The organism is Rhodospirillales bacterium, assembly GCA_016699855.1.
Taxonomy (GTDB): domain Bacteria; phylum Pseudomonadota; class Alphaproteobacteria; order Reyranellales; family Reyranellaceae.
Window position 1 is genome coordinate 4,748,647 of sequence record CP064988.1, and the last position, 13,353, is coordinate 4,761,999.

A 13,353-nucleotide genomic window follows, 5' to 3' on the forward strand; every position below is an offset into this window, starting at 1 on the left:
ATCTGGCGTCGCGCTCCGGATGGTGGAATGCTGCGCCAAACCGCGCCGGCGGCGACCGGCGCCAACGGCCCCGCCGGAAGCGGGGCGGCGACGGGGAGAGGACGCTTGAAGCCCGACATCCTTCTGGTCGTGCCGCTGATCGACAGCGCGATGGCCGCGCTCGACGAGCGTTTCACCGTGCACCGCCTGTGGGAGGCCGCCGATCCGGCGGCGTTCGCGGCGTCGGTCGCCGACCGCGTGCGCGGTCTCGCCACCACCGGCGCGACCGGCGTGAAGGGCGATCTGATCGCGCGGCTGCCGAGGCTCGAGGCGGTCGCGTCCTACGGCGTCGGCGTCGACGCCATCGATCTGGCGGCCTGCCGGGCGCGCGGCATCGGCGTGTCGAACACGCCGGACGTGCTGACCCAGGAGGTCGCGGATTTCGGCATGGCGCTGCTGCTGGCCGCGGCGCGGCGCATCCCGCAGGCCGACGCCTACGTGCGCCGCGGCGACTACCGCCGCGACGGCAAGGACATGTATCCGCTGACGACGCGGGCGCGGGGCAAGCGCGTCGGCGTGGTCGGCATGGGCGCGATCGGAAGCGCCTTCGCGAAGCTGTGCGGCGCCTTCGATATGAAGGTGTCGTGGCACGGACCGAGGCCGAAGCCCGGCGTGCCGCACCCCTACGTCGCCGATCTGTCGACGCTGGCGGCCGAGGTCGATTTCCTCGTGCTGACCTGCAAGGGCGGGCCGGACACCGCCGGGTTGGTCGACGCCGCCGTGCTGCGCGCGCTCGGACCCAAGGGCACGCTTGTCAACATCGCGCGCGGCAGCGTGGTCGACGAGAGGGCGCTGGTGGCCGCGCTGGCATCCGGCGAGCTCGGCGCCGCCGCGCTCGACGTGCACGCCGACGAGCCGAACGCCGCGCCGGAGCTGTTCGCGATGGACAACGTCGTGATCCAGCCGCACGTCGCCAGCGGCACGCACGAGACGCGCGGCGCGATGGGCCAGCTGGTGGTCGACAATCTGGCGGCGTGGTTTTCGGAACGGCGGCTGCTGACGCCGGTCACCTGAGGCGCGCGGAGCGCCGCGGAAGCGAGGGGAAGCGAGATGGCGAAGGGCAACGGGAAGAGCGACGGCAAGCGCCGTCTGCGCAGCCGCGAGTGGTTCGACAGCGCGAGCGATCCGACGATGACGGCGCTCTATCTCGAGCGCTACATGAATTTCGGCCTGACGCTGGCCGAGCTGCGCGGCGGCCGGCCGATCATCGGCATCGCCCAGACCGGCAGCGACCTGTCGCCCTGCAACCGCCACCACCTCGACCTGGCGTGGCGCGTGCGCGACGGCATCCGCGACGCCGGCGGCATCCCGATCGAGTTCCCGGTGCATCCCATCCAGGAATCGGGCAAGCGGCCGACGGCGGCGCTCGACCGCAACCTCGCCTACCTCAGCCTCGTGGAGTGCCTCTACGGCTACTTCTTCGACGGCGTCGTGCTGACCACGGGCTGCGACAAGACCACGCCGGCGATGATCATGGGCGCGGCCACCGTCGACATCCCGGCCATCGTGCTGTCGGGCGGCCCGATGCTCGACGGCCATTTCGGCGGCGGATTGTCTGGTTCCGGCACGATCGTGTGGTACGCCCGCCAGGAGCTGGCGGCCGGACGCATCGACATGGAGCAGTTCGTCGAGATGGTGGCGACGGCGGCGCCCAGCGTCGGTCACTGCAACACCATGGGCACGGCGCTGTCGATGAACAGCATGGCCGAGGCGCTGGGCATGTCGCTGCCGGGCTGCGCGTCGATCCCGGGCCCGTACCGCGAGCGCGGCCAGATGGCCTACGAGACCGGCCGGCGCATCGTCGACATGGTGTGGGAGGATCTTCGGCCGTCGAAGATCCTGACGCGCAAGGCGTTCGAGAACGCCATCGTCGCCGCCAGCGCGCTCGGCGCCTCGACCAACTGCCCGCCGCACGTCAACGCCATCGCCCGCCACGCCGGCGTCAAGCTCGAGATCGGCGACTGGGAAAAGATCGGCTACGACATCCCGCTGCTGGTCAACTGCATGCCCGCCGGCAAGTACCTCGGCGAGGCGTTCCACCGCGCCGGCGGCGTGCCGACGGTGATGGCCGAGCTGCTGCGCAAGGGCAAGATACACGGCGACGCCATGACGGTCAGCGGCAGGACGATGGCCCGCAACGTCAAGTCGGCGGCGCCGGTCGACCACGAGGTGATCAAGTCCTACGACAAGCCGATGCTCGGCCAGGCGGGGTTCGCGGTGCTGTCCGGCAACCTGTTCGACTCCGCGATCATGAAGACCTCGGTGATCTCGCCGGAGTTCCGCAAGAAGTACCTCCAGCGCAAGGGCGACCGGGACGCGTTCGAGGGCAACGCGGTCGTGTTCGACGGCCCGGAGGACTACCACCACCGCATCAACGACCCGAAGCTGCCGATCGACGAGAACAGCATCCTGTTCGTGCGCTACACCGGACCGATCGGGTATCCCGGCGCCGCCGAGGTGGTGAACATGCTGCCGCCGGACCGGCTGGTGAAAGGCGGCATCCTGCTGCTGCCCTGCGTCGGCGACGGGCGGCAGAGCGGCACCTCGGCCAGCCCCTCGATCCTCAACGCCTCGCCCGAGGCGGCGGTCGGCGGCGGGCTGGCGCTGCTCAAGACCGGCGACAAGGTGCGCGTCGACCTCAAGAAACGCACCGCCAACATCATGATCGACGCCAAGGAGCTGGAGGCGCGCCGCAAGGCGTGGAAGCCGAACTATCCCGCCAGCCAGACGCCGTGGCAGGAGCTGCAGCGCAAGTTCGTCGGCCAGCTCGACACCGGCGCCTGCCTCGACTTCGCGATCGATTTCCAGCGCATCGCCGAGAAGAAGGGCGTGCCGCGGCACTCGCACTGAGCGGCGGAACGGACGGGGCGCCGCGACGGCGCCCCGCGCCGCGTCAGCCCGGCTGCGGCGAGCGGATCTTCAACGCCCAGAGGACGCCGAGCGTGGCGCCCTTGACGCGCGGCAGCAGCCACAGGCACAGGCCGAGGCCGAGCGGCAGCCAGAGGACGGCGTGGACCCAGAGATCCGGTTCGTAGAGTTTCTCGACCAGCAGGACCAGCGGCACCACGATGTGGCCGACGATGAAGATCACGAAATAGGCCGGCGCGTCGTCGGCGCGGTAGGCCGAGAACTTCTCGCCGCAGGCCGGGCAGGCGCTGCGCAGCTTCAGATAGGCGCTGAACAGGCCGCCTTCGCCGCAATTCGGGCAGCGGCCGAACAGCCCGCGCCGTAGCGAGGCCGGCCAGTCGCGGTCGGCGTCGTCGTTGGGGGGGATCTGCGGCATCGGCCTCTCCGGCGGCTCCGTGGACGATTGATATAGGCCTTCGCGTCGGCTCGCGTCAGGGGGCCCGCCGTGCGGCGTCTTGTCCCTGCGTCCGTCGTAGGATAACGCAGTCGCGGAACGACGGCACGGGGCGGGGACGCATGGAAGCCGAACTTGCGAAGCGGGACTACGATCCGGACGCGCGGGGTCCGTTGACCGGGCTGCGGGTGCTGGATCTGGCGCGACTGGTCGCCGGCAACACCGTCACCCAGATGCTGGGCGACTACGGCGCCGAGGTGATCAAGGTCGAGCCGCCGGCCGGCGACACGCTGCGCGCCTGGCGGGTCAAGGGCGTCGAGACCAACTGGAAGATCTTCTCGCGCAACAAGAGGAGCCTGGCGGTCGACTTCCGCAAGAAGCCCGTGCGCGACATCCTGCTGAAGCTGGCGGCCGGCAGCGCCGTCCTCGTCGAGAGCTTCCGGCCCGGCACCTTGGAGAAGATGGGGCTCGGACCGGACGTCCTCCTGGCGGCCAACCCGAAGCTGATCATCGTGCGGATCACCGGGTGGGGCCAGACCGGCCCGTACAGCCACCGGCCCGGCTTCGGCACGCTGGTCGAGGGCATGAGCGGATTCGCCTCGATGAACGGATTCGAGGACCGCGAGCCGGTGCTGCCGCCGATGTACCTCGCCGACACCATCGCCGGTCTGACCGGCGCCGCCGCCGTGATGATGGCGTTGCGCGAGGTCGAGGTGAACGGCGGCAAAGGGCAGGTGATCGATCTGCCGCTGCTCGATCCGCTGTTCAACGCGCTCGGACCGCAGGCCGCCAACCACCGGCTCACCGGCAAGATCAAGATCCGCACCGGCAGCCGCTCGACCAACGCGGCCCCGCGCAACGTCTACCGCACGAAGGACGATGCCTGGGTCTGCCTCTCGGCGTCGACCCAGGGCATGACCGAACGGCTGTTCCGCGCCATCGGCCGGGCCGACCTGATCGAGGATCCGCGCTACCGCACCAACGACGACCGCGTGCGCCACGGCGAGGAGCTCGACGCCATCATCGGCGCCTTCTGCGGCGCGCGCACCCTCGACGAGAACGTCGCCTTCTTCGACAAGGCGGAGGTCACCATCGGCCCGGTCTACGACGTGGCGCGCATCCTCAAGGACCCGCACTTCATCGACCGCGGAATCCTGGCGGACTATCCCGACGACGAGGTCGGCCGGTTCGCCATGCACGCCGTCACGCCGCGGCTGATGGGCACGCCGGGATCGATCCGCGCGCCGGCGCCGGCGCTGGGCGCCGACAATCGCGCGATCCTCGCCGGCATCGGAATCTCGGGCGAGGCGTACGACGCGCTGGCCCGCGACAAGGTCGTGATCGACGCGCCTTCGGGCGACGGGGAGGAGGGCTGATGAACGCCGCCAAGGAGCTGCCGGTCTGGCGCTCGCTGCTCTACGTGCCGGTCAACGTCGAGAAGTTCGTCGACAAGGCGCACACCAGCGGCGCCGACGTGGTCCAGCTCGACCTCGAGGACAGCGTGCCGCCCTCGGCCAAGGACCACGCCCGCACGCTGGTGGCCGCGTCGGCCCAGCGCGTGCGCCGGGCCGGGGCCGACGTGGTCGTGCGCATCAACCGGCCGATCGACATGGCCGTCCGCGATCTCGAGGCGTCGGTCGGCCCGCTGGTCGACGGCATCGCCGTCACCAAGGTCGAGGGACCGGACCACGTGCGCCTGCTCGACGAGCTGGTGTCGGAACTGGAGGCCAAGCGCGGTCTGCGGGAGGGCCACACCAAGTTCATCGTCATGATCGAGACGCCGGCGACGTACTTCAACATGCCGGCGGTGGCGGCGTCGGCGGCGCGCATCGTCGCGATGAGCATCGGCGGCGAGGATTTCGCCTCGGAGGTCGGCATGGAGCCGACCGAGGAGACGCTGCAGCTCCCCAAGCAGACCATGATCTACGCCGCGAAATCGGCGGGGCTGATGCCGTTCGGCTACATCGCCAGCGTCGCGGGATTCGGCGACTGGGACGGCTTCCGCCGCATGGTGCGCCGTTCCCGCCAGTTCGGCTTCATGGGCGCGAGCTGCATCCATCCGGGCCAGGTGCCGATCGTCAACGAGGAGTACACGCCCTCCGCCGAGGAGGTGGCGTTCGCGCGCCGCATCATCGAGGAGGACCGCAAGCACGCCGCCGCCGGCCGCGCCTCCTTCGCCGTCGACGGCAAGATGATCGACATCCCCGTCATCCGCCGCGCCGAGACGCTGGTGAGGCGCGCCGAGGCGATCGCGGCCCGCGAGGCGGTCAAGAAGGCGGCGCTGGGCGGCTAGCGCGGCGGGCGCCACCATCGACGCGGTGGCGGGCCTACGCGAACGGATCCTCGACCTTCGGCCAGAACGGCGTCGTGCGCTTGGTGTAGGGCAGACGGGCGTAGGCCGGCTCCGACGCGCCGGGCGTGGTGCAGTAGAGCGTCTCGCGCGCGATCGGCGCGAAGCCGTTGTAGAAGTGCTGCGCCGATTTCACGACGACGATCCGGTAGGCGGTCGGATCGATGCCGAGCGCGCGGAAGGCGTCGGCGTGGAAGGTCTGCGTGCGGTGCGTGTTGATGGCGATGTCGATCTCCGGCGACGACAGCCACGCCACGTCGCCCAGCGGCGCCATCACCGGTCCGTAGGGCTGCATGACGTCGCGGGCGATCTTGCGCACGGTGACCCGGAGATCGACCGGATCGCCGCTGCATTTGCCGCTCTTGCCGCCGAGCCGCATGTCCAGCGTGGCGCCCTCGCCGGCCTCCTCGGCGATGCGGAACGCCATCGGATCCCACATCACGCCGAACAGGGTCGGGCCGGCGCGGCGCTCGAGGATGGCGCGCAGCAGGAACGTGGCGTCGCCGGGCGCGCCGCTGCCGGGATTGTCGGCGCGGTCGGCGATCACCACCGTGCCCTCGTTGTGCGTGCCGGCGCGGTCGAGCGCCTCGGCCGGCGTCAGGAACCGGGTGGCGTAGTTGTGCCGCTCGGCGAACAGCTCGCCCGCGAGCTGGGCCGCCAGCCGCCCGGCCTTGGCGGCGTCGCCGTCGGCCACGACCAGCATGCGGGCACCGACGTCCTCGACGTCGGCGAACGCGAAGCCGTGCGCCAGGGACACCGACAGGATGCCGTCCTTGCCCTCGAGCGACGCCATCCTGGCGACGAAGCTCTTCATCGGCTCCACCGGCGTGCGGAACGAGCCCATCATGCGGCAGTCGTGACGGACCATGACCGGGCGGGTCTTCCCCTCCGCGGCGTCGGCGCAGATCGCGAACAGCTCGGCGGCGCGTTCCATCGGATCGATGTGCGGGTACTCCTTGTAGATGACGATGGCCGTGGCGGCCGAGAGCATCGCCGCCGACAGATGGCAGTGCAGGTCGAGTTCGGCACCGATCGCGACCTTCGGGCCGACCAGGGCGCGGACGCGCGTCAGCAGGTCGCCTTCGCAATCGTCATACCCGTCCGCGACCATGGCGCCGTGGAGGTTGAGCAGCACGATGTCGAACGGTCCGGCGGCCCGGATAGACTCCAGGATCTCGTCGCGGAAATCCTCGTAGACGCGGCGCACGGTCGTGCCCGACGGCGCGGCGAAGGTGAGCAATCCCTCCACCACCGCCCAGCCGCGTGCCTCGGCGTCGCGGCGCCAGACATGGAGCGGCCCCGAGAAGGACGAGGGAGGATGCTTCGTGGCGTCGCCCCGGAAGATGCCGAACGCCTCGTAGGCCCGCCGGCCGGTCGGGAACGGCACGAACATGTTGGTCTCGGTGCCGAATCCGGCGATGAACACGCGCAACGTCAGCCTCCTGTGGTCGGCCGGAGCGTAGCCCTCCGGTCGCGGGCTTGCTAGGCTTGGACGCCGCCAACCGACGCGCGGACGGAGCGCCATGCCCACTTTCGATATCGTCTCCAAGACCGATCTGGCCGAGGTCGACAACGCGCTCGACGGCGTCCGCCGCGAGATCTCCACGCGCTTCGACTTCAAGGGCAGCGCGGTGACGCTGGAGCGCAAGGACGAGGCGATCACCATCCTCGCCGACGACGCGCTCAAGCTGAAGCAGGTGCAGGAGCTGGTGAAGGGCTACTTCGCGCGGCGCAAACTCGATGGAAGGGCGCTGGAGTTCAAGGACCACGAGCGGGCGTCGGGCAACGCCGTCCGCCAGACCGTGGTCGTCAAACAAGGGATCGACCGCGAGGCCGCGAAGACGATCGTCAAGGCGATCAAGGACTCGAAGATGAAGGTCCAGGCGGCGATCCAGGGCGACGAGCTTCGGCTGACGGGCAAGAAGCGCGACGACCTGCAGGAGGCCATCGCCCTCGTGCGCAAGCTCGACATCGACCGGCCGCTGCAGTTCGTGAATTTCCGTGACTGACGGCGCCGCGACGCGCGCGGGGGGGCCGGTCGTCGGCGCCATCGTGGCGCTGCGCCGGCTCGGCGAGGCGTGGCGCGGGCCGCTGATGGTCCTCTGGGGGCTCGGCCTCGTGGTCCTGGCGTTCCTCTACTGGGCGCCGTCGATGACGCCGCCGACCAGCGTCGCCGGCGTCGAGCTCGGCCTCGACAAGCTGTTCCACGCCGCCGCGCACGCGGGCTTCGTCTGCCTGCCGCTGGCGATCCTCGCCGACGGTCCGCTCCGTCGCGGCACCGTCGCGCTGGCGCTGCTCGTCGCGGTCGGCTTCGAGCTGGGCCAGCTCTGGGCGCCGGGCCGCAGCTTCGGTGCGTCCGATCTCGCCGCCAACGCGCTCGGCGCCGCCTTCGGCGTGTGGCTGGGTGGCGTCGTCCGACGGCTCTAGACGAGGCTCGCCGCGCGTTCCGAGACAGTGTCATCCCGAGCGCAGCGAGGGATCTAGGCGGCCTCCCTTGGATCCCTCGCTGCGCTCGCGACGATAGAAGGAGCGCGCCAGCCGATCGGCCCGCGCTAGCCGCGCTTGGCGCGGTCCGCCGCGTTGGTCGACTGGATCGCCTCGCGGATCTTGCGCCAGTGGTCCTCGTCGTAGGCCAGCATGTGCGAGAACGTGCCGTTGCCCATGATGCCCATGCCGCCGTCGATGGCGACGACCTCGCCGTTGATGTAGGCGACCTCGTCGGACATCAGGAACGCCGCCATGTTCGCCAGTTCGTGCGGCCGGCCGACCCGGCCCATCGGGTTGCGCGTCTTGTAGGGATCCTCGGCGCCATCGCCCATCGGACTGAGGCGCGCCCAGGCGCCCTCGGTCGGGAACGGCCCCGGCGCGATGGCGTTCAGGCGGATGCCGTGGCGGGCCCATTCGACCGCCAGGCTCTGGGTCATGACCGCGACGCCCGCCTTGGACATCGCCGAGGGCACGACGAACGGGCTGCCGGTCCACACCCACGTGGTGAGGATCGACAGCACGCTGGCCGCGCGACCCTCCGCGATCCAGCGCCGGCCGCAGGCGTTGGTCATGTAGAAGGTGCCGTGGAACACGATGTTGGCGATGGCGTCGAAGGCGCGCGGGCTCAGATCCTTGGTCTGCGAGATGAAGTTGCCGGCGGCGTTGTTGACCAGACCGTCGAGCGGGCCGACCTCGCGCCAGATCGCGTCGATGGTCTCCTCCACCGCCGACGCCACCTTGATGTCGCAGCCGTAGGTGTCCACGCGGCGCCCGGGATGGCGCGCCATCGCGGCGTCCGCCGCTTCCTTGAGCACGCCGCCGCGGCGGCCGAGGATGACGCAGTCGGCGCCGAGCTCGACGAATTTCTCCATCATGAGCCGGCCGAGGCCCGAGCCTCCGCCCGTCACGAGGAAGCGCTTGCCCTTGAACAGATCGGTCCTGAACATCGCGTCCTCCATCGTCCGGATCGTCGTGGTCGAGCATTAGATCGGCGGCCGCGTTTCGTCGAGCGGCGGGCCGGCGCGCATTTGAGGCTGTTCACGGCCGGCGCGATCGGTGCTAGAGTTTTGTGGGGACAAGAATAATGGGGATCGGCGTATGGCGATCCAGCAAAGCGAACAGGGTGGGATGAGTCCGGAGACGGTCGAGTTCCGCGGTAGAGTGAAGTGGTTCAACGCGACCAAGGGCTACGGATTCCTGACTGTGGAGCCGGGCGGCGCGGACGCGTTCCTGCACGTCACGATCCTGCGCCAGGTCGGGCACGAGGACATCGCGCCGGGGGTGACCCTGGGCTGCCACGCCACGCGCGGACCCAAAGGCCTCCAGATCATGCGCATCGTGTCAGTCGACCTGTCGACCGCCGGACCGATGCCGCGCGCCGACGCCGGCACGCCACCCTCCGCTGACGACGATCCCGGTGAAGATTTCGAGCCCGGCCAGGTCAAGTGGTACAACGCCGAGCGCGGCTATGGCTTCGTGTGTCCGGCGTCCAGCGGCAAGGACGTGTTCGTGCACGCCGCCACGCTGCGCAAGAACGGCATCGAAGGGCTGACTCCCGGGCAGAACGTGCGCGTGCGCGTCGCGCAGGGACCCAAGGGCCTGCAGGTCGCCGATATCCGCGTCGGCTGACGCGCCGCGCGGCGCGTATCAGCGGATCTCCCTGACGTAGGAATCGACGGGCACGTCGCGCTTGATCAGGCCGCGCCCCTTGAGGAATTTCGCGAAGGTCTCGTAGCGGGCGCGGTCCAGCGCCGCCGGATCGGCGGCCAGCAGCGGCAGGGTGTCCTTCCATGCCCGGCGGTTCAGTTCGTTGGCGACCTCCTTGCCGCCGTAGGCCGCGAACGCCGCCCACGCCGCGTCGGGGTTCGCCCGCAGCCACTCCGTCGCCTCGCGGATGGCGGCGAGGATGTTCCGGGTGCGCGCCACGTCGAGCGACGACGCGCGCGCGACGAGGATCAGCTCGTCGTACATCGGCACGCCGTAGGTCTCGACCATGAACGCCACGCCCTTGAGCTTCTCGATCTCGAGATCGTTGAGCTCGAAGTTGCGGAAGGCGCCGATGACCGCGTCGACCTGCTTCGATTTCAGCGCCGTCGTCAGCGCGAAATTGACGTTCACCAGGGTCACGTCCTTGAGCGTCAGCCCCGCGGTCTCCAGCATCGCGGCGAGGATCGCGTCCTCGAATCCGGCCACCGAGTAGCCGACCTTGCGGCCCTTGAGATCGGGCAGCGTGCGGATCGGTCCGCCGGCGAGCGCGACCAGCGAATTGAGCGGCCGGTCGACCAGCGCGCCCACGCGGACCAGCGGCAGCGCGTCGCTGGCGCGGTCGCTGCCGGCGACGAAGAGCTGGAGCTGCGGCTGGTAGGAGACGGCGTAGTCCCCCTTGCCGGCGGCCACCAGCTTCGGAGGGGCGCTGGGATCGGCGGGCACGATCAGATCGACCTCCAGCCCGCGCTTGGCGAACAGCCCGCGCGTCTTGGCGATCACCAGCGCGGCGTGGTCGGGATTGAGGAACCAGTCCAGCAGGATCGTCACCTTGTCGGCGGCGCGGGCGGCGCCCGACGCGAGGAACGGGACGCCCAGCGACAGGGCGGCGACGGCGTGGCGGCGATGAAGGGTCATCGGTCTCTCTCCTCGAGTAAGCGTCGATTCGAATGTCTCAGGGTTGGCGCGGCACCCACGGCATGGCGCGGCGCAGGACGGCGTCCACGGCGGCGTAGAGCGCCACGCCGATGGCGCAGAGCGTCACCAGCGCCGCGAAGGCCAGCGGCGCCTGGCCGCGCGCCAGCTGCTGCATCATCACGTAGCCGAGCCCGGCGCTGGCGCCGACCCATTCGCCGATCACCGCGCCGATCGGCGCGACGGTGGCCGCCACGCGCACGCCGGACGCGAAGGCGGGCAGGGCGGCCGGCAGCCGCACGCGCAGCAGGATCGCGGCCGGCCGCGCGTCCATCGTGCGCGCCAGATCGATCAGCGCCGGATCGACCCGCCGCAAACCGTCGAACGTGGCGCTGGCTACCGGGAAGAAGATCACCAGGGTCGCCATCGCGACCTTCGAGGCCATGCCGTAGCCCAGCCACAGCACCAGCAGCGGCGCGATCGCGAACACCGGCAGCGACTGGCTGATCACCAGCGTCGGCAGGCCCCACGCGCGCGCCGCCGGGAAGCGCGCCATTGTCAGCGCGATCGCCACGCCCAGGCCAACGCCCAATGCCAGCCCCAGTCCGATCTCGGCCAGCGTGTAGGCCGCGTGCTCGAGCAGCAGATCGCCGCGGGCCGCGAACTCCTCCGCGACGATCGACGGCGGCGGCAGGATGTAGTGCGGCAGGTCGAACGCGCGCACCGCCGCCTCCCACAGCGCGACGAGTCCGGCCAGCGGCAGCAGCGCGCGCAGTACCCGCATCACGCGGCCTCGCCCAGCGGATGGCGCGCGGCGAGCCGCCGCAGCAACGCCGCCTGCAACGCCAGCGTCGCGTCGGCGTCGGCCGCCCGTGGCGTCGGCGCGGCGTCGGCCGGGATCGCGACGCGCTCGACGGTGGCCGGCGCGCCCGCCATCATGAGGATCTCGTCGCCCAGGCGCGCGGCCTCCAGCGGATCGTGCGTGACTAGCAGGACGGTCCTGCCGGCGAGGTGGCTTGCGGCCAGGTCCTGCAACCGCAGCCGCGTCAGCGCGTCGAGCTGGCCGAACGGCTCGTCCATCAGCACGACAGGCCGGTCCTCGACCAGGGTGCGAGCCAACGCCACGCGTTGACGCATGCCACCCGACAGCGCGTCCGGCGGCGAGTCGAGCCGCGTGCCCAATCCGAAAGCCCGCAGCAGCGCCGTCGCCCGCCCGCGCGCCGCCGCCAGCGGCGCGGCTTCTCCACGCAGCCGGAATCCCAGCGCCGCGTTGTCGCGCGCCGACAACCATGGCAGCAGCAGATCGGTCTGGCCCATCCACGCCAGCCGGCCGGCCAACGGCGCGCCGTCGCCGGCCGTCACGGCCGCGGTCAGCGTCTCGGCGGCCTCCGCAGTGCCCCGTCCGCCGTTTTCGGCGGACGGCCCGAGGCCGGCGATCAGGCGCAACAGCGAGCTCTTGCCAACCCCTGACGCGCCTAGAAGACAGGTCGTGCGTCCGGCGGCGACGTCGAGCGACAGGCCGTCGAACACCGTCAACCCGGCGTAGGACAGACGCGCGTCGTGGATATGGAGGGAGGGCGCCCCCTTGGAAGGCGCCGTGGCCGCAGACATCGTTCACCCGTCCCTACGCCGGTCCGAACCGGATCAGGTTCCGGGGTCGTCCCTCTCAGGACCTCTCAGCCGATCGCTCGGCTCCCCCCGGTGACTCGCAGACGCGCGGACTATGGTCGGGCGGCGGGGGCCCCGCAACGCCTTTGTTTCGCCGCGCCGGGCCGGGTAAAGTGCCGCCATGAGCGCATGGAAGCACAAAGTGATCACCGGCGTCATGGCGCTGGGACTCGTCGGCGGGACGCTGCCGATGCTGCTGCCGTCGGGCGGCGGCGCCCAGGCCCCGGCCGCGACGCCGTCGGCGCCGCCGCTGCCCGGCGCGCCGTCGCCGATGGCGTTCGACCGCTCGACCCTGACCATCGAGACCAGCGTCGGCGAGCGGAAATTCGACGTCGAACTGGCGCTGACGCCGGAACAGCATCAGCGCGGCCTGATGTTCCGCAAGTCGATGGGCGCGATGGAGGGCATGCTGTTCGACAACGGCGTCGAGCGGCCCACGGCGTTCTGGATGGCCAACACGTTGATCCCGTTGGACATGCTGTTCATCGCCGGCGACGGCACGATCGTGCGCATCCACCCCAACGCCGTCCCATTGTCGACCGACACCATACCGTCGGGGGCGCCGGTCAGGGGCGTGCTTGAGCTCAACGGCGGCGCCGCCCGCATGCTCGGCATCAAGCCCGGCGACAAGGTCCGTCACGCCATCTTCGGCAACGCGAAGTAGCGCCGCGCCGGACACCGACGATCCGATCCGGCGGCCGCGCGTCACGGTCTTGCGGCCGCCACGTCGCGCCATCCGGGAATTCGTCACGCCTCCGCAAATTGTTACGCGCGATATCGGGGGCAACGCGGCTCACAGGCGGGGTACGTGGTCCCGCGGGGACCGCGTGCCGGTCTCCGCCGGACGCGCCCGGCGTCTTGGAGGCGGCGCTAGCCTGCCGGCCGCCGC

At 70.8% G+C, this 13,353-nt stretch carries 14 protein-coding genes and 1 riboswitch; of the genes, 8 read left to right on the top strand and 6 right to left on the bottom strand.

What is annotated here, in order from left to right; all coding sequences use genetic code 11:
* Nucleotides 1–27 precede the first annotated feature (27 nt).
* Together IPK81_22535 and IPK81_22540 are read left to right on the top strand one after the other, a co-directional pair.
* Nucleotides 28–1,053, top strand: coding sequence for a 2-hydroxyacid dehydrogenase (locus tag IPK81_22535; protein QQS12246.1), 1,026 nt, complete (start codon nucleotides 28–30; stop codon nucleotides 1,051–1,053).
* 36 nt (nucleotides 1,054–1,089) lie between these two features.
* Nucleotides 1,090–2,889: a dihydroxy-acid dehydratase family protein gene (locus IPK81_22540; GenBank protein QQS12247.1), complete on the top strand. Its 1,800-nt coding sequence runs from the start codon at nucleotides 1,090–1,092 to the stop codon at nucleotides 2,887–2,889.
* A 43-nt stretch (nucleotides 2,890–2,932) separates the two neighbouring features.
* Here the strand turns inward: IPK81_22540 and IPK81_22545 are convergent, their stop codons facing one another.
* Entirely contained in the window at nucleotides 2,933–3,322 is a 390-nt protein-coding gene (locus IPK81_22545; protein ID QQS12248.1) for a DUF983 domain-containing protein, read from the bottom strand.
* A gap of 140 nt (nucleotides 3,323–3,462) precedes the next feature.
* On the opposite strand from IPK81_22545, the gene IPK81_22550 reads away from it, so the two are divergent.
* Together IPK81_22550 and IPK81_22555 are read left to right on the top strand one after the other, a co-directional pair.
* Complete coding sequence (locus IPK81_22550; protein QQS12249.1) at nucleotides 3,463–4,716, top strand: CoA transferase; 1,254 nt, start codon at nucleotides 3,463–3,465, stop codon at nucleotides 4,714–4,716.
* Nucleotides 4,716–5,633, top strand: coding sequence for a CoA ester lyase (locus tag IPK81_22555; GenBank protein QQS12250.1), 918 nt, complete (start codon nucleotides 4,716–4,718; stop codon nucleotides 5,631–5,633). The genes IPK81_22550 and IPK81_22555 overlap by 1 nt, the downstream gene beginning before the upstream one ends.
* A 34-nt stretch (nucleotides 5,634–5,667) precedes the next feature.
* On the opposite strand, the gene IPK81_22560 is transcribed toward IPK81_22555, so the two are convergent.
* Nucleotides 5,668–7,122 carry a M81 family metallopeptidase gene (locus IPK81_22560; GenBank protein ID QQS12251.1) on the bottom strand — a complete coding sequence of 485 codons (1,455 nt, stop codon included), beginning with the start codon at nucleotides 7,120–7,122 and terminating at the stop codon, nucleotides 5,668–5,670.
* 91 nt (nucleotides 7,123–7,213) lie between these two features.
* On the opposite strand from IPK81_22560, the gene IPK81_22565 reads away from it, so the two are divergent.
* Together IPK81_22565 and IPK81_22570 are read left to right on the top strand one after the other, a co-directional pair.
* The gene (locus IPK81_22565) at nucleotides 7,214–7,699 is read left to right on the top strand and encodes a YajQ family cyclic di-GMP-binding protein (GenBank protein ID QQS12252.1); all 486 of its coding nucleotides are present in this window, start codon (nucleotides 7,214–7,216) and stop codon (nucleotides 7,697–7,699) included.
* Nucleotides 7,692–8,117: a VanZ family protein gene (locus IPK81_22570; protein QQS12253.1), complete on the top strand. Its 426-nt coding sequence runs from the start codon at nucleotides 7,692–7,694 to the stop codon at nucleotides 8,115–8,117. The genes IPK81_22565 and IPK81_22570 overlap by 8 nt, the downstream gene beginning before the upstream one ends.
* Before the next feature lie 125 nt (nucleotides 8,118–8,242).
* On the opposite strand, the gene IPK81_22575 is transcribed toward IPK81_22570, so the two are convergent.
* A complete protein-coding gene (locus IPK81_22575; protein QQS12254.1) occupies nucleotides 8,243–9,124 on the bottom strand; it encodes an SDR family oxidoreductase in 882 nt (293 codons plus the stop codon).
* Nucleotides 9,125–9,305: 181 nt separating this feature from the next.
* Here IPK81_22575 and IPK81_22580 point away from each other — a divergent pair, with 181 nt between their 5' ends.
* Nucleotides 9,306–9,806, top strand: a complete 501-nt coding sequence (locus tag IPK81_22580) for a CspA family cold shock protein (protein QQS12255.1) — start codon at nucleotides 9,306–9,308, stop codon at nucleotides 9,804–9,806.
* Between the two features lie 18 nt (nucleotides 9,807–9,824).
* Here IPK81_22580 and IPK81_22585 read toward each other — a convergent pair whose 3' ends face one another.
* The 3 genes from IPK81_22585 to IPK81_22595 all read right to left on the bottom strand — a co-directional run bounded on the left by IPK81_22585 (nucleotide 9,825) and on the right by IPK81_22595 (nucleotide 12,407).
* Nucleotides 9,825–10,799: an ABC transporter substrate-binding protein gene (locus IPK81_22585; GenBank protein ID QQS12256.1), complete on the bottom strand. Its 975-nt coding sequence runs from the start codon at nucleotides 10,797–10,799 to the stop codon at nucleotides 9,825–9,827.
* Between the two features lie 37 nt (nucleotides 10,800–10,836).
* On the bottom strand, nucleotides 10,837–11,580 hold the full coding sequence (locus tag IPK81_22590) for an ABC transporter permease (GenBank protein ID QQS12257.1): 744 nt from the start codon (nucleotides 11,578–11,580) through the stop codon (nucleotides 10,837–10,839).
* Nucleotides 11,580–12,407, bottom strand: a complete 828-nt coding sequence (locus IPK81_22595) for an ABC transporter ATP-binding protein (protein QQS12258.1) — start codon at nucleotides 12,405–12,407, stop codon at nucleotides 11,580–11,582. Before IPK81_22595 ends, IPK81_22590 begins: the two co-directional genes overlap by 1 nt.
* A riboswitch (TPP riboswitch) is annotated at nucleotides 12,400–12,505 on the bottom strand. Its footprint overlaps the gene before it by 8 nt.
* A 149-nt stretch (nucleotides 12,506–12,654) precedes the next feature.
* Between IPK81_22595 and IPK81_22600 the strand changes: the two genes are divergently transcribed.
* Nucleotides 12,655–13,128: a DUF192 domain-containing protein gene (locus tag IPK81_22600; protein QQS15223.1), complete on the top strand. Its 474-nt coding sequence runs from the start codon at nucleotides 12,655–12,657 to the stop codon at nucleotides 13,126–13,128.
* The last annotated feature ends 225 nt before the right edge of the window (nucleotides 13,129–13,353 follow it).

What these genes read in the sequence shown, in the direction of transcription:
- IPK81_22575 (QQS12254.1), bottom strand. Translation starts at nt 9,124, where the DNA reads ATGTTCAGGACCGATCTGTTCAAGGGCAAGCGCTTCCTCGTGACGGGC.
- IPK81_22590 (QQS12257.1), bottom strand. Translation starts at nt 11,580, where the DNA reads ATGCGGGTACTGCGCGCGCTGCTGCCGCTGGCCGGACTCGTCGCGCTG.
- IPK81_22565 (QQS12252.1), top strand. Translation starts at nt 7,214, where the DNA reads ATGCCCACTTTCGATATCGTCTCCAAGACCGATCTGGCCGAGGTCGAC.
- IPK81_22550 (QQS12249.1), top strand. Translation starts at nt 3,463, where the DNA reads ATGGAAGCCGAACTTGCGAAGCGGGACTACGATCCGGACGCGCGGGGT.
- IPK81_22555 (QQS12250.1), top strand. Translation starts at nt 4,716, where the DNA reads ATGAACGCCGCCAAGGAGCTGCCGGTCTGGCGCTCGCTGCTCTACGTG.
- IPK81_22535 (QQS12246.1), top strand. Translation starts at nt 28, where the DNA reads ATGCTGCGCCAAACCGCGCCGGCGGCGACCGGCGCCAACGGCCCCGCC.
- IPK81_22545 (QQS12248.1), bottom strand. Translation starts at nt 3,322, where the DNA reads ATGCCGCAGATCCCCCCCAACGACGACGCCGACCGCGACTGGCCGGCC.
- IPK81_22580 (QQS12255.1), top strand. Translation starts at nt 9,306, where the DNA reads ATGAGTCCGGAGACGGTCGAGTTCCGCGGTAGAGTGAAGTGGTTCAAC.
- IPK81_22585 (QQS12256.1), bottom strand. Translation starts at nt 10,799, where the DNA reads ATGACCCTTCATCGCCGCCACGCCGTCGCCGCCCTGTCGCTGGGCGTC.
- IPK81_22600 (QQS15223.1), top strand. Translation starts at nt 12,655, where the DNA reads ATGCTGCTGCCGTCGGGCGGCGGCGCCCAGGCCCCGGCCGCGACGCCG.
- IPK81_22540 (QQS12247.1), top strand. Translation starts at nt 1,090, where the DNA reads ATGGCGAAGGGCAACGGGAAGAGCGACGGCAAGCGCCGTCTGCGCAGC.
- IPK81_22595 (QQS12258.1), bottom strand. Translation starts at nt 12,407, where the DNA reads ATGTCTGCGGCCACGGCGCCTTCCAAGGGGGCGCCCTCCCTCCATATC.